The 24,829-nt window shown below is 41.6% G+C and carries 13 protein-coding genes and 3 pseudogenes; 5 read left to right on the top strand and 11 right to left on the bottom strand.

The genetic code is table 11. From position 1 onward, the window contains the following. Positions 1 to 10: 10 nt before the first annotated feature. Positions 11 to 2,137, bottom strand: coding sequence for a S9 family peptidase (locus BACCOP_RS18405; RefSeq protein ID WP_007571806.1), 2,127 nt, complete (start codon positions 2,135 to 2,137; stop codon positions 11 to 13). Positions 2,138 to 2,376: 239 nt separating this feature from the next. Here BACCOP_RS18405 and BACCOP_RS19335 point away from each other — a divergent pair, with 239 nt between their 5' ends. Both BACCOP_RS19335 and BACCOP_RS18395 read left to right on the top strand, forming a co-directional pair. Next, positions 2,377 to 3,540, top strand: a complete 1,164-nt coding sequence (locus tag BACCOP_RS19335) for a YqiA/YcfP family alpha/beta fold hydrolase (protein WP_007571803.1) — start codon at positions 2,377 to 2,379, stop codon at positions 3,538 to 3,540. Positions 3,541 to 3,599: 59 nt separating this feature from the next. Next, positions 3,600 to 3,986 carry a hypothetical protein gene (locus BACCOP_RS18395; RefSeq protein ID WP_148315577.1) on the top strand — a complete coding sequence of 129 codons (387 nt, stop codon included), beginning with the start codon at positions 3,600 to 3,602 and terminating at the stop codon, positions 3,984 to 3,986. A gap of 307 nt (positions 3,987 to 4,293) precedes the next feature. Here BACCOP_RS18395 and BACCOP_RS18390 read toward each other — a convergent pair whose 3' ends face one another. The 4 genes from BACCOP_RS18390 to BACCOP_RS18375 all read right to left on the bottom strand — a co-directional run bounded on the left by BACCOP_RS18390 (position 4,294) and on the right by BACCOP_RS18375 (position 7,998). Next, a complete protein-coding gene (locus BACCOP_RS18390; RefSeq protein WP_040312256.1) occupies positions 4,294 to 4,725 on the bottom strand; it encodes a hypothetical protein in 432 nt (143 codons plus the stop codon). Positions 4,726 to 4,838: 113 nt separating this feature from the next. Beyond that, positions 4,839 to 6,176 carry an MATE family efflux transporter gene (locus BACCOP_RS18385; protein WP_007571798.1) on the bottom strand — a complete coding sequence of 446 codons (1,338 nt, stop codon included), beginning with the start codon at positions 6,174 to 6,176 and terminating at the stop codon, positions 4,839 to 4,841. A gap of 15 nt (positions 6,177 to 6,191) precedes the next feature. Beyond that, the gene (locus BACCOP_RS18380; protein ID WP_007571796.1) at positions 6,192 to 6,680 is read right to left on the bottom strand and encodes a pyridoxamine 5'-phosphate oxidase family protein; all 489 of its coding nucleotides are present in this window, start codon (positions 6,678 to 6,680) and stop codon (positions 6,192 to 6,194) included. A gap of 145 nt (positions 6,681 to 6,825) precedes the next feature. Beyond that, complete coding sequence (locus BACCOP_RS18375) at positions 6,826 to 7,998, bottom strand: iron-containing alcohol dehydrogenase (RefSeq protein ID WP_007571794.1); 1,173 nt, start codon at positions 7,996 to 7,998, stop codon at positions 6,826 to 6,828. A 125-nt stretch (positions 7,999 to 8,123) separates the two neighbouring features. On the opposite strand from BACCOP_RS18375, the gene BACCOP_RS18370 reads away from it, so the two are divergent. Next, entirely contained in the window at positions 8,124 to 9,791 is a 1,668-nt protein-coding gene (locus BACCOP_RS18370) for a formate--tetrahydrofolate ligase (protein ID WP_040312255.1), read from the top strand. Positions 9,792 to 9,894: 103 nt separating this feature from the next. Here BACCOP_RS18370 and BACCOP_RS18365 read toward each other — a convergent pair. The 6 genes and pseudogenes from BACCOP_RS18365 to BACCOP_RS18340 form a co-directional block, all read right to left on the bottom strand. After that, positions 9,895 to 12,550 (bottom strand): annotated as a pseudogene (locus BACCOP_RS18365) (glycoside hydrolase family 2 TIM barrel-domain containing protein). A gap of 18 nt (positions 12,551 to 12,568) precedes the next feature. Next, positions 12,569 to 14,139 (bottom strand): annotated as a pseudogene (locus BACCOP_RS20540) (arylsulfatase). A 60-nt stretch (positions 14,140 to 14,199) separates the two neighbouring features. After that, the gene (locus BACCOP_RS18355; protein ID WP_040312260.1) at positions 14,200 to 17,073 is read right to left on the bottom strand and encodes a PD-(D/E)XK nuclease family protein; all 2,874 of its coding nucleotides are present in this window, start codon (positions 17,071 to 17,073) and stop codon (positions 14,200 to 14,202) included. A 22-nt stretch (positions 17,074 to 17,095) separates the two neighbouring features. Next, a complete protein-coding gene (locus BACCOP_RS18350; protein WP_040312254.1) occupies positions 17,096 to 20,338 on the bottom strand; it encodes a UvrD-helicase domain-containing protein in 3,243 nt (1,080 codons plus the stop codon). Positions 20,339 to 20,714: 376 nt separating this feature from the next. Beyond that, complete coding sequence (locus BACCOP_RS18345; protein WP_040312253.1) at positions 20,715 to 21,344, bottom strand: hypothetical protein; 630 nt, start codon at positions 21,342 to 21,344, stop codon at positions 20,715 to 20,717. A 52-nt stretch (positions 21,345 to 21,396) separates the two neighbouring features. Further along, the gene (locus BACCOP_RS18340) at positions 21,397 to 22,026 is read right to left on the bottom strand and encodes a hypothetical protein (protein WP_007566541.1); all 630 of its coding nucleotides are present in this window, start codon (positions 22,024 to 22,026) and stop codon (positions 21,397 to 21,399) included. A 48-nt stretch (positions 22,027 to 22,074) separates the two neighbouring features. On the opposite strand from BACCOP_RS18340, the pseudogene BACCOP_RS18335 reads away from it, so the two are divergent. Both BACCOP_RS18335 and ltrA read left to right on the top strand, forming a co-directional pair. After that, positions 22,075 to 22,930 (top strand): annotated as a pseudogene (locus BACCOP_RS18335) (IS982 family transposase); the annotation flags it as partial. Positions 22,931 to 23,420: 490 nt separating this feature from the next. Beyond that, the gene (gene ltrA / locus BACCOP_RS18330; RefSeq protein ID WP_007571772.1) at positions 23,421 to 24,827 is read left to right on the top strand and encodes a group II intron reverse transcriptase/maturase; all 1,407 of its coding nucleotides are present in this window, start codon (positions 23,421 to 23,423) and stop codon (positions 24,825 to 24,827) included. The last annotated feature ends 2 nt before the right edge of the window (positions 24,828 to 24,829 follow it).

Genomic DNA, 24,829 nt, shown 5'->3' with positions numbered 1-24,829 from the left:
TTAGCTGTGGTTATTTATTCTCAGGCTTTAGCCATTGATCCAGCCATGCAAAGAATGTGCGTTGCCACAGGATACCGTTCTGCGGTTTCAGTACCCAGTGATTCTCGTCAGGGAAGATGAGCAACTGTGCCGGAACGCCTCTTAGTTTGGCAGCATTGAAGGCAGCCATTCCTTGTGAAGCCAGGATTCGGAAATCTTTTTCTCCATGTATGCACAGTATAGGAGTGTCCCATTTATTTACAAACAGATGAGGAGAATTGGCGTAACTGCGTTGTACTGCCGGATTATTTTTCTCCCAATATGCTCCACCCAAATCCCAGTTGGTGAACCAGAGCTCTTCTGTTTCCAGATACTGCTGTTCCATGTTGAAGAAACCATCGTGAGCAATAAAGGCTTTAAAGCGTTTGTTGTGGTGACCTGCCAACCAATAAACAGAGTAACCGCCAAAGCTGGCTCCTACACATCCCAGACGGTCTTTATCTACATAAGGCTCTTTAGCTATATCGTCGATGGCACTCAGGTAGTCGTCCATGCAGTGGTCTCCGTAGTTTGTACTGATATCTTCCAGCCATTCCATGCCGAATCCCGGCAGACCGCGACGGTTGGGAGCAATGATGATATAGTCGTTTGCAGCCATGAGTTGCAGATTCCAGCGATAGCTCCAGAACTGGCTTACCGGACTTTGTGGACCTCCCTGGCAGAAAAGAAGAGTCGGATACTTCTTGTTCGGGTTGAAATTAGCCGGATAAACTACCCATGAAAGCATATCTTTTCCGTCGACAGTCTTGGTCCAACGTGCTTCTACTTTACCCATTTGCAGCTGACTGAATATCTGATTGTTTTCTTTTGTGATGCGGGTTACTGCATTTTTCTTTTTCAAATCGACAGTGAACAGTTCGTCTGCCTCACTTAAAGAATGACGTTTGGTGAGCAGTTGTTTGTTGTTAAGCATGGCAACCGAAGTGTAGTCGTACATACCGTCAGTAAGCTGCTTTACTTCTCCTTTCAGGTTGGTGCTGTGAACCATACTGGTAGCGTGCCATACGCCTACGAAATACAATGTTTTTCCATCGGGAGCCCAGCAATAGTCGTCTACACCCGACTGGAAAGCTTCGGTTACATAAGTCTTTTCTCCACTTTTCAGGTTCATGACGCACAACCGGTTGCGATCGCTCTCATAGCCGTTGCGTTCCATACTTTGCCATGCAATACTTTTTCCGTCGGGAGAAAATTTCGGATTGGTATCGTAGCCCAGATTCTTGTCCGTAGCATCTTCCTTACAGAGATTACGAGTTTCACCTGTTTCCGTATTATAAAGGTAAATATCCGAATCGGTCGATACAGAATATTCCAATCCTGTTTTCTTGCGACAAGTGTAAGCAATTTGCTTGGAATCGTTGCTCCATGCCAGCTGCTCGATACCGCCGAAAGGTTTCATGGGCGATTCATAAGGTTCATCTTTCAGAATATCTGTAGCAGCACCAACCTGATTACCGTCGAATGAAGCGACAAACGGATGCGGAATATTTTCCACCCATTCATCCCAATGCTTGTACATCAGGTCATTGATGACCTTTCCGCTGGCTTTATCCAGATCAGGATATATGTCAGAAGTACGTTGTCCGTATTTAACTTGCGAGATGAACAATACTTTACTTTCATCCGGAGAAAATTTAAATCCTTCTATACCACCTTCGTACGATGAAAGTTGTTTCCGTTCACTTCCGTCGGGATTCATTTCCCATATCTGCATACTTCCGCTTGCAGCTGTAAGAAAAGCAATCTTGCTTCCGTCTTTTATCCATGTCGGTTCAACCTCGCTGTCGGCAGTATGAGTAAGAAGCAAATTGTTTGTGCCGTCGGCATTCATCACATAAATTACAGTGTGGCTCTTGTTCTCTTTTACACTGTAATAAGATACGGTGTACGCAATCTGCTTTCCATCGGGGGATACGCTTGAACTGCCTATGCGTCCCATTGCCCACAAAGCCTCGGGAGTAAGTTTTTTATTTTTGATTCTGATTTCTTGTTTGCCTATAACAGGCTTATCGGTATTTGCCGGTGTATCGGCATTGACATACCCCGATGCTGCAAACATCATGGCTGCTGTCATTGTCATAAGGTCTGTTTTCTTCATGATTATTGAACTTTTGTTTTTTCAATACACAAAGTTACTAATAAAATGTGATATACGTAATATGTTATATCGTTATTGGTTCATGGGATACCTTGATAGGTAGTTTGTGTTAAATGTCTGTTAAAACATGCTGTTTGTGAAATTTTTACTAGTTTGGTGGTATAATTACAATAAAAAACACCACATGGTATTGGTAATACGTTTTTTAGATAAAGTTATATTAAAAAAATCAGCGAAATATGAGAAATAAAATTCTATACATACACGGACTTTCATCTTCCGGTTCTTCTTCTACGGTAAGAAACTTGCAGGCTCTTTTACCCGATTATAGTGTGCTGTCACCCGATTTGCCTGTTGCTCCTCAGGAAGCTTTGGACATGCTGCGGCATTTATGTGAGCTAGAACAGCCTCAACTTATTATTGGAACCTCCATGGGAGGTATGTTTGCCCAGCAACTTAGAGGATATAAAAAGATCTTAGTGAACCCGGCTTTTCATGTATCCGAATTTATGCGTACACAGATTGGTGTACATGAGTTTCTGAATCCTCGTCGGAACGGTGAAACTCATTATGAGATAACTTCTAGTTTGTGTGATGCTTGCCAAAAGGTAGAGAAGGGACAGTTTTCGGATATTACGGAGTTCGATAAAGAAAACACTTATGCTCTGTTTGGTACAAAAGATACATTAGTGCATGGATATGACGAGTTTATGTCGCATTATGAAAAGGCTTCATGGTTTGAAGGGGAACATAGGCTGAATCTTGAGGTTATGCGGAGTAGTGTTATACCATTAATAGAAAAGATTATGGCGAAGGGTTTCAAAGAAGCCCTTAGGACTTCACCACTATTTAATTTGTCCTTGTGTTCAAAGGAGTTATTCCACAGTAATTTTTTATATTGGTTAGGAACAACACATTGTGCTCTATTTGTTGCTGTATGCAAAGAACTAGGATGTAAGGTTAATTGGAATGCTTCTCTGGAAAATATTAAAAGAGAATATTGTAACCTTGATCTTTGTGCATGTTGTGATGGACAGATAACATTTATTTTAGAGAATAAAGTAAAAAGTATTCCTCAAAAAAGTCAGCTGGACAGGTATGTGAGGGAAAACAACCCACAGACAGACGATTTGATTTTATTATCATTGGCTACAGAATTTCCTGATAAAGAAAATATTCTTAACGATGGGTTGTGGAAAATATGCAGTTATAAAGATTTATGTGAGGCTATAAGTAAACATAAAAACCTACTTGAGGGTGATTCTTATGCATTAGCATTGGTAGAAGATTATTGTTCGTTCATCAATAATCTGCATCAGCTGTCACAGACTTGGCTTTTGAAAAAGGAAAGTTATTTTTTATTGCCAAAGGATGAAAAAAGGAAATTGAAGAATTGTGTATAGGAGATTTGATGGATAAAATATGGTATTCCCAACTTTGTGCTAGTCTGAATAAATATATAATGGATAAATTTCATCTTGAAACTGTATCGGGGTATGGAGTTGAGGCTATTGCTAAAACAGGAGGAAATATACTGAATACGGTATATACTAATTGGGGATTTACTCATGGACAAGGTCTGTTGGAGGCTAAATTGAAAATAAATAATGACTATGTATTGCTTATACAAATTCAAGGGAATAGATACGAGCATGGTATAGAGTGGATTTGTGAAAGAAACTGCTCACACTCTGAATTCTGGAATAGAACTCAAAGTCTTGATTTGATTTTCGAGCTATCCTTCTTGCAATTTAGTGAAGCTGAAACAGCCTCGTTTCCATCAGTCTGCGTAAATGAGCCTATTACAGCCCGGAAAAAGAAGGGAGAAGTAGAGAAGCGTATTTATTAAGTATAGCGACAGATTTTTATATCAGTCCAAAAAGATAAAAGAAAATGCCTTTGCTATAGATGTATTATATGCTATATCGGAAGAAATAGGGTGTATAGTTGAAAAAGCAAATAATGCAAAATGATAACCGTCTGAAAAGATGCTGAAGAACCAGTGTTTTTTTGTACAAATTTTTTTAAAAAAGATGCTGATGTTTTACTAAAAACATGCTGAATTTTTTCATAAAAATTCCCCTTTTCCGTATTTCGTGCTTCTTACAGCATGAAAATACGTAAAAGGGGATGTGAGAGAGAGAATGAAAAGTTTCTTATTTTCCAATGAAATAAGCGGGATAGCCATCCAGCAGGCAGTTCAGCTGGTTTCCTCCCATTGCAATATTTTCCATGTACGAATATCTGTTGCCGTAATTGAAACGGATGCTTGTGTAGTTGCTGTCCCACCAATCCCATCCGAAATTAAGGCTTGATTCTTGCCGGTTTCCGTAGCGGTCTTGCGAATATAAATAGTCTACTCCCGTATTGTTCGGGTAAAAACAAATTTCCTGATAGTAGTAAACGCCATATTCATCTGTCCATTCATCAGTCCAGATACGGCTGCATAAATAATCGGTACTTTCGTGATAACTGTTCGTGCCATTTCCGATTTCTATTCCCAAACCTACATATTCGCATGAGCTCAATGTAAAGATTAAAGACAGTACTGCTGCTATATAATGGAATTTACGTTTTATTCTCTTCATAACTACCTCCTTTGTTTTTTTGATATGACAAAGATAGACCGGGAATCTGATATCCACAATTAATTTCTCCTAATCGTAAAGGGGAATATTCCTACTTATGATAGGGAAATTCCTCAAATACGTTTATGTTGCCAGTTTGCCTTCCTGATATACAGATAACTGGCTATACCGATACAGATAGCATATAAGTGCTCGGCTGTCCAGCATATGGCAACGTCAGCTTTCAAACCTGTAATTACGATGAGGATGTATATGGTATACAGTGCCAGGGCTATGATCTCAAGAATGAAAGCAGCACGTGTGTTACCCGTTCCTGATACCGACTGAAAATAAATAAAGCCTGGAATACTGACGATATAGGTAGAACATAATACCCATAAAGTAGGAATACTTGCTGTTATCAGGTCGGGTATATTGGTATATATACGCAAGACTGTCGAGGGGAACAACGCGATAAGTCCTATCAGTGGAATGACAAAGAAAGAACATAGGTGTATATGTTGGTTGATTAATGCCGGGACTTCTTTGCTGTGTCCGGCACCAATCTGGTTGCTTACCAGTGAACTGCAAGTTGATGCGAAAGCCATGACCGTCATAAACGGTATGCTCGATACACTTCGTATGATATTGGAAATGGCGAGCGGACGTTCTCCCAGATGTTCGATAAATATAAAAAACAGAAACCATGTAGACAGTGATATAAAGTTTTGTATCATTGTCCATAATGAAATGTGCATGATTTGTGACAATGCTTTGGTACGGATGCCGGGGATGCGGTTTAATCCATACTTGCGATAATCTATCTTCCGGTATGTATAACTTATAAAGAATAATACGGATACCAGTTCGGCCAGCGACGAGCCTATAGCTGCTCCGGCAATTCCCATAGCAGGGAATCCGAATTTACCGAAAATAAGTGTATAGTTGAATATTACATTGGCAGCTACCATCACGCTGGAATTCAGGGTGAGGGTACGTGTCTGCGTAGTTCCTACAAAAAAGGCTCTGAACATGGCTCCTATAAAGGAGAAGAAGAAACCATACACACGCCAGCGTATATAGTCAGTTGCTGCACCTACTATACGGTCCGAACTGACTAACATTCCCAGTATTTGTTCGGAAAAAACTTGTGAAAGGATAAAAATAACCAGACTCATCAGCATCAGGAAATAGATACCCTGATAGAAGATGTTTCCTATAACACGGTAGTTCCCTTCACCGTTTCTTCGGGCTATCAGTATTTGTGAACCGACTGTAAAGCCGAATCCGATCATGAAGATTGCCAGATAATATACACCGGCTATGGCAGACGCTCCTAGTTCTATCTCACCTACATGCCCAAGAAATGCAGTATCGGTGATACCGATCATTTGCTCCATAATCAGGCTGATGAGAATGGGATAGGCAATGAGCCAGATATCTTTATAGGTATAACTTGTAGTTGACTTCATACTTTGGGAGAAAGATTAGAAACGGTTCTTGCTTTTTGCACTGATTTCTTCTATGTCCAACCGGATGATTTCTGTACGGTGAAAGGATTTTTGTGCATATTCCAGCCCTTTTATTTTGTCGTTGGGGCAGTATTTGCTTAAAAATAGTGACAGGGCAGACATACGTTCTGCTTCATGCAGACTGTGATGTGCCGTACAGCGAAGTACGATGCTTTCGTATGCAGTGGTAAATTCTCCGGGAATGACTTTTGTGCGTCCTACTACGCAGAAGGAAACATTTGTGCATGCGTCTATGCAATTCAGTTTTCTGCCTACTGGGGCGCAATGGATATAAATGGAGTTTCCTCTGTCCCATACATAACTTAGTGGAATGCCATAGGCTCCTTCACCGTCTTCTGTACGCATGGAGAGTACGCCGTATTCTCCTTCTTTCAGGATTTCGTAAGCACGAGCTTCGCTGAGCAGTCTGTCTTGTCTGCGGATTTGATTGTTATTGAATTCCATAATGAATGTATCGTTGATGTGGTTGGTTTATTATTTTTTCTGGAATGTTTGAGGACAAAAACAGGCGGACTAACATTGGTCTTTGTATGTGCGCAATGTTAATCCGTCTGCGTGGTATGTAAGTAATCGGTTATGTCAGGCTGATTTATCTGGCTAATTCGTATATCTCACGGCTTGCCTGGCTGTCAAGATGGACATAATTGCCTGCCACTTTTCCTTTATCTTCGTGGAATTTTCTGACCAGTAAGTCAATGTCCGGGTTTTCTATTCCTAATTCTCTGAGGGTAACAGGCATACCTATGCTGTGCAGGAAAGCCTTAAATCTTGCTATTCCTTCCATAGCTACGGCTTGCAGGTCGTCTGACTCCGGTACGTCCCATACGCGTACTGCATATTGGGCAACCTTACCTACATTATGTTTGGCTGCGTAGGTCAGCCATGCAGGGAATATAACGGCAAGTCCTGCTCCGTGAGTTACGTCGTAAATTGCACTGATTTCGTGTTCCAGACCATGGGAAGCCCAGTCTTCTTCACAGCCTACTCCACATGTACCGTTATGAGCTACTGTACCCGCCCACATGATATTGGCACGTGCATCATAGTTCTCCGGTTCGCTCATTACGCGGGGAGCTTCGTTTACGATTGCTTTCATTACTCCTTCACACATACGGTCGGCTATTTCCACGCCTTGGGTATTGCTGAAATAACGTTCCATGATATGCGCCATCATATCCGTAATGCCACTGGCCGTTTGCCATGCCGACAATGTATAAGTCAGCTCCGGATTCATTACGGCAAAGACTGGCCGGAGAATTTCCGGAGTGCGTATGCCTAATTTTCTTAATCCGTCGAGCTTGGTGATTACAGCGTTGCCCGAACCTTCACTACCGGCTGCCGGAATAGTAAGTACAACTCCGATGGGCAATCCTGTCTGTGGTACGGATTTTCCGATAAAGAAATCCCAGAAATCTCCTTCATAAGAAATACCTATTGCAATGGCTTTGGCCGTATCTATTACAGAACCTCCTCCTACGGGCAACATGAAATCTACATGCTCCTTACGACCTAGTTCGATACCTTCGTACACCTTCGGGTCAGTGGGGTTAGGTTGGATACCTGCCAGTTCTACATAATCTATTCCAGCAGCTGTAAGCGACTGCTTCACCTTATCCAGTAATCCGCTTCGTACTACCGAACCGCCTCCATAAACAATCATGGCTTTTGTGCCGTGATATTTTTTAACCAGTGTTCCTGTTTGTGCTTCTGTAACCTTCCCGAATACAAATTCGGTAGGGCTGTAAAATGTAAAATTATTCATAAATCAGAACTTCTTCTTTTTTTAATTCGATTCTAAGTTGTGTGTGACAAATCCTAATAGTGGAATGTGATGCCGCAAAGTTATGGAATTTTTCTTATCTTTGCGCTTTCATTTTCAAAATCACTATGAAATCAGATATCGAAATTGCACGCAGTATTGAACTGACAAAGATTAAACAGGTAGCACGTGATTATGATATACCTGTAGAGGAAATCCATAACTATGGACGTTATATCGCAAAAGTTCCTGAAACTTTGATCGATGAGGAGAAAGTAAAACAAAGTAATCTTATTCTGGTAACTGCCATAACACCTACTAAAGCAGGTATCGGAAAGACTACGGTATCAATCGGTCTGGCACTCGGACTTACAAAGATAGGCAAGAAGGCTATATGTGCGCTTCGTGAGCCTTCACTTGGTCCCTGCTTCGGTATGAAGGGTGGAGCTGCCGGAGGAGGATATGCTCAGGTTCTTCCGATGGATAAGATTAACCTGCATTTTACCGGAGATTTTCATGCGATTACTTCGGCACATAACATGATTGCTGCCTTGCTGGATAATTATATGTACCAGAATCAGGACAATGGATTCGCTCTGAAGGAGGTACTTTGGAATCGTGTTCTTGATGTGAACGACCGTGGCTTGCGCTATATCATTACTGGATTAGGAGGAAAGACAAACGGTATTACCCGTGAATCTGGATTTGATATCACTCCGGCTTCTGAAATTATGGCTATTCTCTGTCTGGCAAAAGATGAAGATGACTTGCGTCGCCGTATTGAAAATATTTTGCTGGGCTTTACTATCGACAATAAACCTTTTACAGTAAAAGATTTGGGAGTAGCTGGGGCTATTACTGTTTTGCTGAAAGATGCTATTGCTCCTAATCTGGTACAGACCACAGAGCATACTGCTGCTTTTGTACATGGCGGACCGTTTGCTAATATCGCTCATGGATGTAACTCGGTGATGGCAACAAAACTGGCTATGACTTTTGGTGATTATGTAATTACAGAAGCTGGTTTCGGTGCAGATCTTGGCGCAGAGAAATTCTATGACATCAAATGTCGTAAATCTGGATTACAGCCGAAACTGACCATTATTGTAGCTACAGCACAGGGACTGAAGATGCACGGTGGAGTTAGTCTGGATCAGATTAAAGAACCTAATGCTGAAGGATTGACTAAAGGTCTGGCTAATCTGGATAAGCATATCGAAAATCTTCGTTCGTTCGGTCAGACTGTAGTTGTAGCATTTAACCGCTATGCTAACGATACTGAGGAGGAAATCGATCTGGTTCGTCAGCATTGTGCTGCTCAGGGTATTGGATTCGCTGTAAACAATGCTTTTGTTGAAGGCGGTAACGGAGCGGTAGAACTGGCAAATCTGGTTGTTGATACTATCGAAAACCAGCCTTCAGAGCCATTGCGTCTGGCATATAATGATGATGACACAGTGGAAGAAAAGATTTCGAAGGTAGCATGCAATCTTTACGGTGCTAATATGATTACCTATAGTGCTGCGGCTAAGAAGAAACTGAAAAGAATCCAGGAACTGGGTTATGGACATTTCCCAATCTGTATTGCTAAAACACAGTATTCATTCTCTACAGATTCGAAACTTTATGGTGTGGTGAAAGATTTTGAATTCCATGTTCGCGATATTGTTCTGAATGCCGGAGCTGAGATGCTAGTGATTATTGCCGGAGAAATTATGCGTATGCCGGGATTGCCGAAAGAGCCTCAGGCACTGCACATTGATATTGTGAATGGCGAAATAGAAGGTTTGTCTTAAGTATAAAGACTCTATCAGTTATTCTGGATAGAAAAATATATCCATAAAAAATCATGCAGACTTGTATAACAGGTCTGCATGATTTTTTATGGATAGGGTTGTTTTATTCAAAGTCGCTTTGCTGTTTCTCGACTTCTTTTAATCTCATTTGACTTTGTTTTCGTGCTTCATCTGACGACTGACCGCGGTCGTACGATGATAAGTTTTCTTGATTTCTGTGAGTTTTTAATTGAAGATTTAGTTCATCCTCATCGACAATAAGCGGGTGTATAGCTTTTGTTGTTGGTATAATGAGCTCAGCAGACATCGGCGTGTGTATTCCGTTGGCACAACAGACGCTTTGACTTTAATATTACCTGTTTGAGCTTTGGCACGTACAAGTATTGGAGCTGTTCCCCATTGCACTTCACGAGGGTTGGTGAATGTTTCTTTGCTTGCGACAAGTTCTCCTGGACCTTCAATTTCAAATTTAATATGATAATTGTTTAATCGCTTGATATTCCCATTCTCATCAGCAATAGCTGCAATAACGGTTATTAGGTCGGAACCGTCGGCTATGGTTTCCGTTCCTTCGTTGTCAGCCCAAAGTATGATTTTGGAAGGACGTCGTGCAGGCATCACTTTATGGGTTGCTACGACTTCACCGTCGACGATACCTTCAGCTAATAGATAAGATTCTTCATGCTTGTTCTTCCTTGCCAATTGTTTGTCGTACATTACGTCCCATACATCTTTAAATGTGATGATAGGGGATGGCATGCCTTCATCTGTTTTTTCTTTTTTATAAATGAATTGCTTCCCGTTTTTACAGTAGGTAAGGCGTACTTCATCACAATTACTATATACGGTTACGTCTTTTGGTGAAAAAGGAGTCATGGCATTGGCGATAAACACCATCGGACCGTTTTCTGCAATCAGCCGATTATTCTTTTCTACTGGACGTTGTGCGCAAAACATGTAGTAGGATAGTTTGGGTTGCCGGAAAGCATCCATGATACCTCCGTAAAACGGGTCAGGATGATAACCACGCTGATGATCGAAAGAATGCCATAAACATCCGCCCATATGTTGGCGTGTATTACGGTACAAAACATCATAGCAAGTGTATTTATAATCGGTTTTTGCATAGCCTTGAGCCTGTACCAGCATTGGAATTTCTCCCCATGCTCTGTTTACGCGGCTTGGAGAGTTGTGTGAGTTCCAATCGTCTACATTATCTCCCCATTCGCGGGTAAAATACGAAATCTTGGGATCTATTTTAGATGTATTAAATGCACCTCCAGCTCCATTGAGTGGGTGAGTAAAGTGTATCGGAAAATATTCATGTCCCTTTGCTGTTACATCGCATCCTGCATAACAATATGGGTATGGATATTCTTCGTGGAGAATATCAACTACGTTTTTAGCAAAATCTTCCGGATACCATGTTTCATTTAATATAGGTTCCCACATCCATACAGAAGGGTGGTTTCTGTCGCGCCTTACCATATTCCGGATATCACTATATACTCTTTGAGCAAATATTGGTTCCTTATTCCAGAACTGCCACCCTGGAGTGTTGACTATGACGAAGAGTCCTAACTCATCGCAAGCATCCATAAAGGCAGGAACCTGCGGATAGTGTGCATTGCGGATGACCCTGAGACCTGCATCGCGCAGTTTCTTTGCATCTCTCCAATGAAGGCTATTTGAGATATGGCAAAGTCTTGATGCCTGTTGGCTCCTATCAACGGGTAGGGGTAAGGTTTTCCGTTGAGCCAGAAGCCGTCTTTTCCTTTAAATTCAATGCTTCTTATCCCAATACGTCTGCGATACCCATCGACAATATGTCCCGATTTATCTTTTAGAAGAACATGCAACTGATATAAATAAGGAGAATCCGGTTCCCATAATTCAGGCTTTTCTACTTTGATGGTAAGGGAGGTATTGCGTGCTTTTCCTTTGCTTACCGAGAAGGCTTTACTGGCTTGACATACACGTCGGTTGTCTTTGTCGAATAACTGATATTCTATTTTGCCAGAGAAATATGTGTTTGATGAATTACGGACATGAGCATCCAGTCTTATTTCTGACTGTGATTGGGAAATATGGCCAAATGAAACGAATAATCCTCCGCCGGCAGTTTCGTTTTCATAGTTTGGGTCTGTGATAAATACGTTGTTGTGTACTATCATCCAGCAATCTCTATAAATTCCTCCGGAATAAGTAAAATCTAACATGTCCTGTGGCTTTCCGGGAGGATAAGAAGGATCGTTACTATTATCTGCCCATACAGCTATAACATTATCTTCTTCATAGTTGAGGTATTCAGTAACATTGGCAATTACAGGCAAGAAACCTCCATAATGCTCGTTGACTAATGTTCCGTTAATCCAGACTTTTGCTTTACCCATAATAGCCTCGAAATGCAAGAAAAGTTGTTTGCCTTTCCATGTTTCTTCTGGAGTGAAATGTTTTCGATACCATACCTCTCCCTGATAATTGACGCATCCGCTGGCTTCTGAAGGTACATATTCTATTCCGTCGGGTAGCGAAATCAGGTCCCATTCCTTATCATTGAAATCCGGTTGTTCTGCCCCTTCCAGATGGTCTTTATACATGCGCCAGGCAGGATTCATACTGTAAACTGTTCTTCCGGTATTGGGTAACTCGAAGAAACCTGCTGTGGAGTATTCTGGTTGACTTGCAAAGCTCTGTTGGGTGAGAAATATTATCAAACAACAGGCGATAGAATAAATGTAGTGGGTTACTTTTTTCATGTAGTATTATTTTAAATGTTAATCTTCTCCTCTTTGATCAGGATTTTTCTTCTGATAGAAATTAATCCGTTCTGTCCAAGCCTTATCTTCTAATGGAAAAACTTTGTGAGTATTAGCCCTGTTAATCCATTTGGATTCAAGCTCGTCTACTTTTTCTGGATATTTCTCCGCGAGATTATTCGTTTCAAAAGGATCGATAGTCAGATTAATCAATTCCCATTGGCTGTTCCTGTCGGCTCTGACTAGTTTCCAATTTGCGTCTATAATAGCACAAGAACTCTGATGTTCGAAGTATAATGTTCTTGGTTTGATTGGCTGCCCTTTCAGGAACGGGAGCAGACTGGTACCAGGCAGATCTGAATGAGAGAATGTTTTTGGATATTCAATTTTTCCTAAAGCCATACATGTTGGCATGATATCAATAATATGTGCAGGCTGTCTACAGATTTCTCCTTTTTTAATATTCTTTTTCTTGTCACCGTAAGTCAGTATGAAAGGGGTACTGGTTCCGCCTTGGAATACCCATTTTTTATAGCTCCTGTAAGGGGTATTCGATAAGTCAGACATCAGTTGCCCGATAAATCCTCCTTCGCTGGTTGCGCCATTGTCGCTCAAGAAGAGAAAAACAGTATTCTCATACATACCTTTTTTCTTTATTTCTTCAACTAGTTTTCCTATGCCTTCATCCATTATTTCAATCATGGCTGCATATGTAGCCATATCTTTTATCCATTTGTTTTGCTGTTCTGGAGTTAGCTCTTCCCATGCCGGACGTTTCCCTCCAAATTCTTTATTGAATACAGGAAGTTCCATATTGTCGGGTATGAGTCCGATTCTTTTTTGTTTTTCAAATCTCTGTTTGCGTAGTACATCTTATCCTACTTTATATCGGTCAATGCATCTTTTTACATATTCTGCAGGAGCTTGTAATGGAGGATGAGGCGCGTAATGGGCTACGTATAAAAAACATAGGTTTCCGTGTGTCGTGTGCCTGAACATAACTTACAGCTGAATCTGTTATAGCTTGAGTATAATAATAATCATCAGGTAAATCAGTTACTTTCTCTAAATTATTGTAGACAGGAGATGGTTTGTAGTAGCTTCCTCCTCCATGCAGCCGTAATATTTATCGAAACCTCTTTGTACCGGATAACTTCCATTGGGAGACTCTCGTATCCGCCAGTAGTGGTTACGTGCCATTTACCGCTCATATATGTAGAATATCCCCCGCTTTTCATTACTTCCGCAATAGTAGGATATTCTTTATCAATTTGCCCTCTGTAACCGGGGCGATGTTCATCTACCTCGGCCATCCAGCCCATACCTACTTCGTGCTGGTATCTGCCGGTCAGCATGGAGGCTCTGCTTGGGCAACTTCTTCCGGTATTCTTGAATTGACTGAAGCGTATTCCTTCTTGAGCTAACTTATCAATATTGGGAGTTTGGATTTCGCTTCCATAGCATCCGAGATCAGAAAAGCCCATATCATCGCAAAGGATAAGGACAATGTTTGGGGATTGAACTGACTGGGCATTTACATATTGGTTAGTGCCACATACAACGAGAGGGACGAATAATAGCTTGTTCATTTTTTAATTTAAGGAGGGCTCTTCTGAGTTGCAGAAGAGCCCCTATGGTGAATATAGTTGTTATTTTTTGCAAAGTGCCCTAAAGTCACAATAGGCACATTTGTCTTCTATTTCAGTCTGGGTGAAAGAGATATCTGGATTGAATATATCTTCCAGCAATGTCTTCAGGTTTTCTCTGAAGTCTCCTTCATATTGTGCAAAGTTTTCTACCGGTTCTTTAGGCTTTCTAGGTTCTCCCATTTGGATAACAGGAGAGTAGTTCTCAGAAGCTGCCCGATGTATGTAAAGAAGAGCCGGAGCCACCAGGCGGCTGTCATTTTTTTCTCTTAGTTTTTTGCAAACAATAGAAGCATAGAGGAATGTCTGGAAAACATAGTTCGAACGTTTCTTGTCTGGAATGAAGAGTGATTGTACATTGGCTGGCGTATCGGCATCTCCTCCTGTTTTATAATCTACAATTCGCAGACTTTCTCCTTTGGAATCAATTCGGTCGATGATACCTCCGATGCGGGATTGGATATCCCCGGTTGAAGTGCATATCTCTATATTTTCAAAAATACGTTGCTCGGAACCGACGAATGTAAAAGGAGCATATCGCAGGTCGTTACGGAGAAGTTGCTGGATGTATTTTACAATTACTGCCGAGTTGATCAGCTGAATACCGTTGTATTCAGGTTGCTCGTTGGGGGGCAGATTGAAAAATAATTCCTTAAAGCCATTGTCAACGTATGTTTGCAGACGGACTTCATCTTTCAATAGTGTTTCCAGGTTCTCTTTGCTGATTAGTTTTCCGTGTGCGGTAAGAGCTTTATATATATGTTCTGCTGCATAGTGGAAGATACTACCGAATTTTGCTGAGTCAATGTCTGCCGTAACTTCGTCGGGCGCACTGAGTAATGCTACATATTTGTAATAGAATTTTAAAGGACAATCCAGGTAGCAATTTAGTGCAGACGGTGATATGAGAGCTTTTGGGTTGTTCCGGATATCAAACACTGATTTCATCCGTTCCATGACATCGGGAGTTTTCTCAATGATGATAGGGGTTGAATCTTGAGGAGATTGGGCTGCTTCCAGTTGTTTGCGTAGAACAGGATATCCCCATTCTATCAGGAACTGGAGCATGAAGCGGGAAAGTTCTCCCCGGTTAATTCCATCAGTAGCTGTATTGTAAACTAATGTTACCTTTTCTGCCCGTTGCATAAGACGGTAGAAATAGTAAGCATATACAGCGATTTTATGGTCGATTGTTGTCATACCGAAAGCTTTCCGTAAGTTGTAGGGAATGAAAGAAGAATCACCTCCGGCTTTGGGTAACTGTCCTTCATTTACCGAGAGCATGATAAGATGCCGGAAGTCGAGATTACGAGTTTCCAGAACTCCCATTACCTGCATGCCGATGGCCGGTTCGCCGTGGAATGGTATGCTCGATGATGACATGACGCGGGTAAGCAACCGTTGGAAAGTTCCTGCCTGCACGTTGAGCTCTTTGCTTTCAATCAGTGTATGAAAACGGTTGACCAATGTATAGGTTTTGAATAATGATTCACGGTACAACTGGTCGAATGCATCGGAATGTGATGCTGCCTGTTGCTGATAAATTACTGCAACTTCTTTTAATGCCTCCGATAGCATACTGCATAAATCGAGGTTGTTTCTGCGTGGAGTAAAAAGTAATTCCAGCACATTGTCTTGTTTCAGTTCCGACGGGAGCGGGTAGAAGCGGTTGTCCCGGGTGAGATTCTGTTCCAGTTTTTCCGCTTCGGGCGACAGTTGTCGGGTATAGGGATGTTTCAACACACTGATAACCTCTGCGAACAGATACCGTCCGTTATTCGGGTTATATCCCGAAGTATGAAGTTCCATCAGTGCGTTGACAAAACTGTATGCAGGAGTCTGTGAAAGCGGAAATCCCATTGTAATGTTTATATGCTTTACATTGTCGGGCAAAGCATGCAATACGGGCTGGAGCAATGCTTCATTACATAGCACAACGGCAGTTTCTTTTTCCTGGGAAGTAAGATTTTCCCGAATCCATTGAGGCAAGTATCGTACTTGTCCGTTCTCAGTCGGCGACTCGATGAAAGTTACTTCTTTAGGCTGATTCAGGTTGTCGAAAAAAGAAGCGGGCAACTCTGATGGAAAATCCCTCAGATTGCGGCGGATAAATTCTCCGGCCTCATGAGGAGTCTTATTGAGATAAAACGTGTCGTAATCCCAATAGAACATGGCTTTCCCTGCTTCATTCAGTTTCTTAAACAGGGTATGCTCTACTTTATTCAGTACATTGAAACCTACGAATATGTATTTATTGTAAGGAAGAGCTTCTACATCCAGCTGTTCTATGACTTGCCTGTACAACATGCCTTCGTATGCGATTGACTGGCTTTCCAGCAATGCTTTGTATTCCGTATAGATATCACCCAGTACATTCCACATGGAGATAAAGCGCTGTTTCAGTTCTGTTACCTGATTGATTGAGAAATTATGAAAGAACTGACTTAATGCCTCCTTTTGTCCTTCCTCCAGAAAGTCATAGTTATCCATCAATTCATTCAGATCTTTCAGGTTGCTGAACAGTGCATGTGTGTCGGCCATGTTCTTGTCTGCATCGTCAAAGTCGGCAATAAGCATTTCTCCCCAGAAATAAAAATCGTCGAGTGTCTCTTTACTTCCAGTAGCTTTTTGAAAAACCTTATAGAGATCGCATACCAGTTTTATCGGATCGGCAATCGATAAGTCGGATGATTGGCGGAACAGTTCGCTGATGCTGACATAAGTCGGCGACCAGATAGGACGATCGCTTTCCTGAGCCAGATATTCATTGAAGAACAGACTGGCACGCTTGTTTGGGAATACAATTGCAACTTTAGTAAAGTTACCTTCGGTTTTGTTATATAAATCGTGTGCTACTTGTTTCAAAAAAGTTTCCATATATCCAGATGGCTTTTGTCGTTTATTTAACTTCTTCCAGTTCATTGGCAAAAACATACCACAGATAACCTTTTATCTGTTCATATCCCATGGCAGATAAAAGATCCATGTATTCGCTGACTTGCTGGCGGTAACCGTCTTTGGGCTTTCCGAATTTGAAATCGACAACAATTACTTGTCCGTCTTTCATCATCACGCGGTCCGGACGGCGGGTCTGCATGATGCCTTCATCGTCTGTATAGATAATGCTGCATTCGTTGTACAACTCCCATTCGCCGCTGTACCAGTCTTTCACTTTGGGGTTGCCCAGTGCCCATTGGGCCAGCTTATAAATCTGTTGTTCTTGTTCGGCTGACTCAAGAATACCTTCGAAGCGCAGTCGCTCGATAGCCTGCGGTAAGTCGCTTTCCTGTCTGATGGAGGCGAAGACATTGTGCAGTAACTGTCCTTGACGGATGTAGCGGCCTGTCTTGTCATCCTCTTCATCGCCCCGAATAAAGTCGGCAGAACGGTTGGACTGCTTGAACTCTATTTCTGTTTCTATCGACTCTATGCGGATCGGAATGTTTTCGGACTGTGCAGCCAGCGGATTTTCCGTTTCTTTTTTCTTTTTCTCTTCCGATACGCAAAGCTTTCCGAATTCATATATTTCGGAGTTGGTTTCGCCGGAGCTTTCGTTTTCTTCTGCTGCTTCCGGAGATGTTTCCTCCATTGTGAGTGATACGTGTGGCAAAGCTTCCAGAAGCAGTTCGGAAACAGAACCCTTTTGCTTGGCTTTTCCCCATACAATAAGGTTTTTGCATGCACGGGTAAAGGCAACATACAACAGATTCAGATTGTCAACCCAGAGTTGAAGCCGTTCTTCCAGATAACTATCGCGGTAGACTGATTCTGCCATTGCACCCGAATAGTTTACCGGAACGATATCCAGTTCGTTGAAAGGCGGACGGTCTGTATTCTTCGCTGTTCCTGCTACCGAACACCAGATGAGATGACTGTTGGTTTCATTCTCCATTTTCCAGTCGCAGAAGGGAAGTAAAACCGTATGATACTCCAGACCTTTTGACTTATGGATAGAGAGAATCCGAATCCCTTCTATTTCTCCCGAAGGAATTGTCTTTTCGTGAAGGCGTTCGTCCCAGTATGAGATGAAAGCGGTAAGTTCGGAAGAATTATTCTGCATATATTCTGTTACGGCGTCATAAAAAGCACAGATGTATGCATCCTGTTTTTCGATGAGCTGCATGTCGAACAGAATGAACAGTTTTTCCAGAAGCTCGTATAAAGGCATCAGCCTTAGTTCTTCCCGCAGGAGGACAAAACTTGCCGGCAGGTAACTTTTTACTTGATTCAGCAGAACCGTATTTAAGTCGATATTGCGTTTCAGTACTTCACGCTGATAGGCAGTCGCCAGTCTTGCCAGAGCTATATGATCGTCGGGAGATGTCAGATAGCGTAATCCGTCTATCATCATGCAGATGGCAAGAGAAGCATCCAGCCGGAAAGCCTCATCCGATACAATCCTGTAAGGTGTATGCTTGTCGAAATAATCAGCTATGGCAGGGATTGTCTTGTTTTTACGTACCAGAATGGCAATATCATTTGTACGGACTCCCTGATTAATGAGTGAAACAACCTCCGATGCCAGTTCCTCCAGCATTGTTTCGGCATACGGATGTTCCTTTTCATCCGAAAGAAAACTTAGCTTTACATATCCTTTTTCATCCTTTTTGGCTGTCTGCTGGCATACATCGCTGTAAGCGTGCTGAAGCTGTATGCAGGGTTCTCCCATTTCATCTTCGTAGCGTTGGTTCAGTACCTTGCAGGCAGCGGTAAATATTTCGTTGTTGAAGTGGATGATGCGTGCTTCACTTCGCCAGTTAGTCCCGAGGGTACATTCGCGCACACGTAAAGTTTTATCCTCACCCAGTCCGGCAAGAATCTTCCAGTCACCGTTTCTCCACCGGTAAATACTTTGTTTGATATCGCCCACGATGAGACTGCCTTCTTTTTGGGCAAGGCTTTCTTCGAGCAGCAGATGGAAGTTTTCCCATTGCATGCGTGAGGTATCCTGAAACTCATCAATCATTACCGTGTCGATGGTTGTACCGATTTTCTCGTACACAAACGAGGCATCTCCTTCACGAATCAGTCCGTGCAACAGTGCATTGGTATCCGATAATAGAAAACGATTGTGCAACTGGTTTTGCAGGCGTACTTCTTCATCGATATTGGCAAGCAGACGGAGATTGTTCAGATAACGGAGCGAAAGGTCGCAGGAGTTTACCAGTATATTGTTTTTCGGTCGGAAATCTTCCGCAGTTTTCAGCAGAGGAATCAGCTCATTTGCTGCCAGTGAACGAATTGTGTCACGGTAAGCAGAAGTCTTTGTTGTCCAGTTCTCTTCACTTTCCAGACATTTTTCTACAGTTGCGTTGCGTACGTCACTTCCCAGATAACCATTCCCGATTTTATTGAAATAGCTTCCTATGCCTCGAGAACCGTTTTTCAGGTCAGCGGGGTTCAAGCCGTTTACTTCCAGTATACCAAGAAACTGTTCGTTGAAGCCTTTCATCTCTTCCAGTGCTTCCGTGCGGATATCCTGTAGCTGTTTACGGTAGGTAGGAATGAATTGGGAATCTGCCAGCTTTTTTCTCAGTCCGGCGCCTTTTTCTACATAACCTTCATCGAAAATATTACGACCGAATCCTTTGATTTCGTTGGAAACATTCCAGCGTTTGTCGTCGGCAATACGTTCTTCTATATATTCGAGTAACCAGTAAAGAACCGGTGAACGCCGGTCGAGCTTTTCAATCATGGCATCTACTGCATCCGAAAGGACATCGGCATTATTCAGTTCAATAGACATATTAGCTCCCAGTTCCAGTTCACGGGCAAGGTTGCGCATGACCGACTGGAAAAATGAGTCGATGGTTTCGATGCGAAAACGACTGTAATCGTGAATGATGTTTGTCAAAGCCTCACGTGCAGCACGCCGTATTTCGGCCTCATTTTTTGATGTAATTTTCAGCAGCTCTTCCAAATAGCTGTCCGAGCTCTTTAAGCCATTTGCCAAACCAAAAAGTTGCTCCAGTATACGTTTTTTCATTTCGGCAGTAGCCTTATTGGTAAACGTTACGGCAAGAATGCGGCGGTAAGCGTGAGTATCTTCAATAAGTTGTTTGATATATTGTACGGCAAGAGTAAATGTTTTTCCCGAACCTGCCGAAGCTTTGTAGACCAGTAATCGTGGATAATCTGTCATTTTTTTACGTTGTTTCCTGTTCGTAAAAACAAAGATAGAAAAAAGAAATAACAGATTAAGGGAAGTGTTGTGAAAGTAATAAAAAAACATGCTGAAGTTTTTAGTAAAACTTGAGCATATTTTACTTAAAACTTCAGCATGTTTTTTTATTATTCTTTGACGGTTTAGATACTTTTAATTTTTAATATAAGTACGCTTATTAAACTGTTGAAAAATATTGGAATGCAATACGAATAGTTACAAGCGAAGTTGATATTAATATTTCGTTCTGTTTGATGAAAATCTTCAGAATGTGCTGATGGGGAAAATAGACTAATTTGATGGATTTGATACTCAATTGACTGTTTTGCTATCTTTTTGTATATGAAATTCATCCTCAATCAGCTTCCAAATAACCGATAGAGAAAAAGTTGACTCCATTATAAAAATACTTGAACGCATCCTTCATCATTTGTACGTCTTCCGGATGGCAGTCTTTATGCAGTTCTACTAACCGGTTCAGCTCTTCTTCAATGGTCTTTACCGCTATGATGTTTGAGAAATAAAATTCCCAAAACTCAAACCGGTGTCCTTTACGTAGCGGAGCCAACGCATTCAATATCTGTTCCGAATGGTCAATCATGTGACTTTCTACGCAACTTTGTAGATAATTGGCAGCATCGGCATCTTTTCTACCTCCGATTGCAATGTTTACCAGTTTCTTGTAATATAAAGAATCCGGAATTAGATTCAGTTTATATTGAAAAGCATATACATGTTTGTGTCCTGCAAAATATAGATTTTTTCTTCCTTCTTTATCATCCGGATCAAACTGATAAGTTACGATGTATTCCATCCATGTATTTGGGAAAGCCTCGAAATAAGCCATCTGCGCTTCCTTGCTCTCCGGATGCTTCAGCAATTCACGGTAAGTTGCATTGAGCTTAACCGTGTCTGCCATGAAATATTGTGCGTATAGGTTAGCTGTCGCTATCGCGAACAGGATAACAAAAAATAGGCGTTTCATAGTGTTATTTTTTTGTTTTGCTATTGTTTCGCGCATTGGTAAAACACAATTCTTAATCGGCATCCAAATAACCGTGAGAGAAAAAGTTTACTCCATTGTAGAAATACTTGAAAGCATCCTTCATCATTTGCACGTCTTCCGGATGGCAGTTCTTATGCAGTTCTACTAATCGATTTAACTCTTCCTCAATGTCAGCTGATTTTACAATATTCGAGAAGTAAAATTCCCAAAACTCAAATCGGTGTCTTTTACAAAGCGGAGCCAATGCATTCAATATCTGTTCCGAATGGTCAATCATGTGACTTTTTACGCAACTCTGTAGATAATTGGCAGCATCGGCATCTATTCTACCTCCGATTGCAATGTTTACCAGTTTCTTGTAATATAAAGAATCCGGAATTAGATTCAGTTTATATTCAAAAGCATATACATGTTTGTGTCCTGCAAAATATAGATTTTTTCTTCCTTCTTTATCATCCGGATCAAACTGATAAGTTACGATGTATTCCATCCATGTATTTGGGAAAGCCTCGAAATAAGCCATCTGCGCTTCCTTGCTCTCCGGATGCTTCAGCAATTCACGGTAAGTTGCATTGAGCTTAACCGTGTCTGCCATGAAATATTGTGCGTATAGGTTAGCTGTCGCTATCGCGAACAGGATAACAAAAAATAGGCGTTTCATAATGATATATCTATTAACCTATTGGCGGAATTAAATTATAAAAGATTTATGTTTAAAAAGTTGTGCATATTGTTGATATTTAGTAAATTAAAGGTGACCAAACTTTTAATAGACAAATATCGTATGCACAACTTATATGCAATATTCGCAAAATTACTGAACATATGCAAGCAAATTGCCGGCAATTTAGTCAATGAATCTGGGAATGTGCCAAGACGAGGAGTCGTCCCTAAATTCTCAGACCTTGAAGTAGTGGCTTTGAACATGGCGTCAGAGGCTGCCCCGTATTGACAGTGAGTTTCTGTTGTTTGCAAAGCTACAGGAATATAGGGTTGAAATACCCAACCTTATTTCCCGCCGACAATACAATGACAGGCGTAAAACAACTTCCTCCCTATGTAATGCAATCCGAGAAAGAATGGTTTCTGAAATGGATGGTGGTGAAGACTGTTTCTGTATTGATTCGAAGCCGATAGAAGTATGTCGTATTGCCCGTTCCAAACGTTGCAGTATGGGAAAGAAGGATTTTAGTAAAGCACCCGGGGTAGGCTACTGCGCATCACAAAGCATGTATTATTATGGGTATAAACTCCATGCAGTCTGTGGGTTAAGTGGTGTCATCCATTCCTTTGACCTCACTAAGGCAAGTGTGCATGACATTCATTACCTGAAGGATGTGAAAGTGGATTATAGTAATTGTACAGTCATAGGGGACAGAGGATATATAAGTGCCCAAGTGCAATTGGATCTGTTTGAAACTGCCAATATCAGATTGGAGGTACCATACAGATGTAATCAAAAAGAATGGAAGCCAACATTCCCAGCTTTTGCCAAAGCGAGAAAAAGAATTGAAACCATATTCTCGCAATTGTGTGACCAGTTTATGATTATAAGGAATTATGCGGTAAACTTCCAATTTTAGGGTATCCCCTTTTAGACGGGCGCCAGTCGGCACCCGTCTAAAAGGGGATAGTATGCTCGGCATGAGTATTAGCTAACGGGTGCAAGTCCCCAATGAGCCCTAATAGCGGGAATCATACAGCCAATAGCAAGGGTGTCCATCGTGAGGTGGAATCTGAAAGAAGCTGGCGGCAAACATCTGGTCTGACGAACAGAAACTTCATATAAGGCATAAAAACCGTGGGTAAGGTTGCTACCCAAACCAAAGCCCTATAGCTATTCGGAACGGTTAATGTAGATGAAGCAGACATAAGATTGAAAGTTAATACCCTTATCCGAGGAGGTCTCACGGACGCATGAAAATAGAAAAAAATCGAAATCAGCGGAGTAAAGCTTGCCGTGAGAAGTCAGCAGAAGTCATAGTAGCAAACGAGCCGATAGGTTTGCGAAGGACTGAACCTAATAATTAAACGATAGTAATTGAAACATACCTAATGAAAGAACGAATGCAGAAAACATTATCCGAAGTTAATGACTGCCCTCAAAGAGATAGGTCGGAAACCGAATGGTATGAGGGAGTGCAGACTTTCATGTGGATATGTGAAGACAACATCGTGGAAGTACCATTCGACAAGGAACACCTTTTCGAGCAAATCCTGAGTCCTGCGAACCTAAACCGATCCTATAAGGCAGTGATTGGAAACAAGGGCTGTGGCGGTATCGACAATATGTCATGTGAACAATTGTTTTTATGGCTATTAGCCAACAAAGATGCGCTCATCCGTTCCTTGATGGACGGTTCTTACCGTCCGAACCCCGTCAAAAGGGTAGAAATCCCCAAGGACAATGGCAAGATGCGTCTATTAGGAATCCCCACTGTGGTAGACCGTTTGGTGCAACAAGCCATTAACCAAGTTCTGAGTCCTATATATGAGAAACAATTCTCCAGGAGAAGTTATGGCTTCCGTCCGAGAAGAGGTTGTCATGACGCGGTGAGAGGAGCCCAAGAGATAATCAATACAGGCTACACGTACGTTGTAGACCTTGACCTTGAACGCTTCTTCGATACCGTGAACCATAGCAAACTCATAGAAATTCTCAGCCGTACTATTAAAGACGGCAGAGTTGTCAGTCTGATACACAAATATCTCCGAAGCGGTGTAATGAACAAAGGTCTGTTCGAAGTGAGCGAGGAAGGAACTCCCCAAGGAGGACCACTAAGTCCATTGTTAAGTAATATTATGCTCAATGAGCTGGACAAGGAACTCGAACGCAGAGGACTTCCTTTTGTGCGGTATGCCGATGACTCGATGATATTCTGTAAGTCCAAAAGGGCAGCAAGAAGAGTCATAGAGTCCATAACCCGATTTATAGAGGGAACTCTATACCTTAAAGTCAACAAGGAAAAGACTGTAGTATCGTATGTTCGAGGAGTGAAGTATCTCGGTTATTCCTTTTATGTAATGAAAGGCAAATATCGCCTTACAGTACACCCTAAATCCAAAGCAAAGATGAAATTGAGCCTCAAAGAGCTGACTAATCGTAGCAATGGATGGGGATACGTCAAGAGGAAACAGAAGCTGAAAGATTACATACGTGGGTGGATTGGATACTATCACCTTGCCGATATGAAACGCTTTCTTCTTGACACAGATGAGTGGTTAAGACGTAGAATACGTATGTGTATATGGAAAGCTTGGAAGAAACCCAAGACCAAGGTGGCAAACCTCATTAAATGCGGTATAGAAAAATATAAGGCATGTGAATGGGGAAACACTCGCAAAGGTTATTGGCGTATCGCTGACAGTCCTATATTGAAAGTGGCGATAAATAATGATAGCCTGCGAAAAGCAGGATATCCTACCTTAATGGGGTCGTATCTCGAATGGTACCCAAAATAGGA

The organism is Phocaeicola coprocola DSM 17136 (genome assembly GCF_000154845.1).
Lineage (GTDB): Bacteria > Bacteroidota > Bacteroidia > Bacteroidales > Bacteroidaceae > Phocaeicola > Phocaeicola coprocola.
This window is presented reverse-complemented; position numbering and strand designations above follow the sequence as displayed.